This window comes from Hyalangium sp. (assembly GCF_045802625.1).
In the GTDB taxonomy this organism is placed as follows: Bacteria; Myxococcota; Myxococcia; order Myxococcales; family Myxococcaceae; genus Hyalangium.
The window spans coordinates 1-1,755 of sequence record NZ_JBJMQP010000109.1; the positions used below are offsets into that span (position 1 = coordinate 1).

The 1,755-nt window shown below is 67.6% G+C and carries 3 protein-coding genes; 1 reads left to right on the plus strand and 2 read right to left on the minus strand.

The annotated features are described in order from the left end of the window. A partial coding sequence (locus ACJ8AT_RS20345; RefSeq protein ID WP_407739440.1) for an ABC transporter permease occupies positions 1 to 921 on the minus strand: 921 nt, incomplete at its 3' end. Further along, complete coding sequence (locus tag ACJ8AT_RS20350) at positions 918 to 1,265, minus strand: PadR family transcriptional regulator (protein WP_407739441.1); 348 nt, start codon at positions 1,263 to 1,265, stop codon at positions 918 to 920. The genes ACJ8AT_RS20345 and ACJ8AT_RS20350, both read right to left, overlap by 4 nt. A gap of 186 nt (positions 1,266 to 1,451) precedes the next feature. Between ACJ8AT_RS20350 and ACJ8AT_RS20355 the strand changes: the two genes are divergently transcribed. Further along, a partial coding sequence (locus tag ACJ8AT_RS20355) for an ATPase domain-containing protein (RefSeq protein ID WP_407739442.1) occupies positions 1,452 to 1,755 on the plus strand: 304 nt, incomplete at its 3' end.

A 1,755-nucleotide genomic window follows, 5' to 3' on the forward strand; every position in this document is an offset into this window, starting at 1 on the left:
CGCGTTCCACGTGTGGTTGTTGAATGCCTGCTGCTCCGGGAAGGTGTGCGCCGGATACCACAGATCCACCTGCAAGTCGGGCAACTGTGCCGACGAGGGGAGGATGCCGACGACCGTCATCGGGAATCCCTCGATGTCGATCGTGCGTCCGACGATGGACGGGTCGCCACCGAAGCGGCGCTGCCAGTAGCCGTGGCTGAGCACGAGCACTGACGGAGTCTGCGAGCGGTTGTCGTCGAGCACGATGTTGCGCCCGTACTCCGGCTGGACCGCGAGGACGCGGAAGAGGCCAGCGCTGGCCATCGCCGCACGGGCGCGCTCGGCGGGGTGATCGCCGCCGTCCCCACCCACGGTGACTTCGGCATTCTGATAGACGCCGATGTCCTCGATCGCGCGACTCTTCTGCTGGAAGAAGTACGCCTCGTGGCGCGCAATCCCCCAGAGTGTATCGCCCTTGAACTTCGGCACCGGCGACGAGAGCTCGACGAGCCGGTCGGCGTTGGCGTAGGGCAGGGGCCGCAGCACGACGGCGTCGAGCATGGGGAAGATGGCCGTGGCCGCACCGATGCCGAGTGCGAGCGTGATGACGGCGGCGATGGTGAAGCCGCGGCTGCGCGCCAGCGAGCGAGCAGCGTGGCGGAGCTCGCGGGTGATGGTATCGAGGACGTCCATGCGTCGATGCTCCTGGAGAATCTGGTCGTCGATGGCGAGGGTGGCGCTGCGGTGCAGGTCGAGATTGCCGAAGCGGCGGGTCGCTTCCGCCTCCGCGGCGGGGCGTGACATGCCCTCGGCGACGAGCTCCTCGATGCGGCCCTCGAGGTGAAAGCGGAGCTCGTCGTCCAGCGCGCGCCGCGCACGGGCGCGCGATTCGGGAAGACGGAAGACGCGCCGCATGAGCGAGGGTTCCTCGTCGCGCGTCATGTGGCCGGCTCGGCGGAGAGCAGCAGGCCGACGGTTTCCGTGTAGCGCTGCCAGCGCGAGACTTCCGCCGTCAGCTCACGCCGGCCGGTGGCGGAGAGGCGATAGAACTTTGCCTTCCGTCCCTGCTCGGTATAGCCCCACTCGGCGAGGAGCCAGCCGCGCTGCTCGAGGCGGTGGAGGCAGGGATAGAGCGCGCCCTCCTCGATGGCGAGTCGCTCATGGGTGGCAGACTCGATCCAGCGGAGGACGGCGAGCCCGTGCATCGGCGCCCAGGAGAGCGTCTTGAGGACGAGCATGTCGAGCGTCCCGCGGAGGAGCTCGCGATCGGTGGGAGCGGTCATCATCTCGCCGGTTCGTGTCTGACCTAACGTTCTTAGGACAGTACCTGTGCCGGGAAGGTTGTCAAGCAGAAGGCAACGGCGAGTACCTCGTACTCAGTACCTGGCACCGAGACCTGCGGGCCGTCCCAAGAAGGTGGGGCCCTTTACCCCGCGCCGAATGGAGTCGTCCGCGCCTTCTTCGGGGCCCGGATGTGGGTCTTGGTACGAAGTACCCCGTACGCAGTACTCGCAGTTGCCGTCACCCGCAGCGGTAGCATTCTTGCGAAAGGGGCTTCGACTTATTCCCCCGGCCGCCTTCCCAGGTGCTGCCGGCCTTTACCCGTGTCCCCCACTCGCGTGCCAGCAAAGACCTCCGGCGCCGCCGCTCCGGTTCCGCCAATCATCCAGCCACGCGCGCGAACCGGGCTCGAGGGCCTGGACGAAGTGCTGGGTGGCGGGTTGCCCCGGAATCACATCTACCTGCTCGATGGTGAGCCCGGCACGGGCAAGACGA

What these genes read in the sequence shown, in the direction of transcription:
- ACJ8AT_RS20350 (WP_407739441.1), bottom strand. Translation starts at nt 1,265, where the DNA reads ATGATGACCGCTCCCACCGATCGCGAGCTCCTCCGCGGGACGCTCGAC.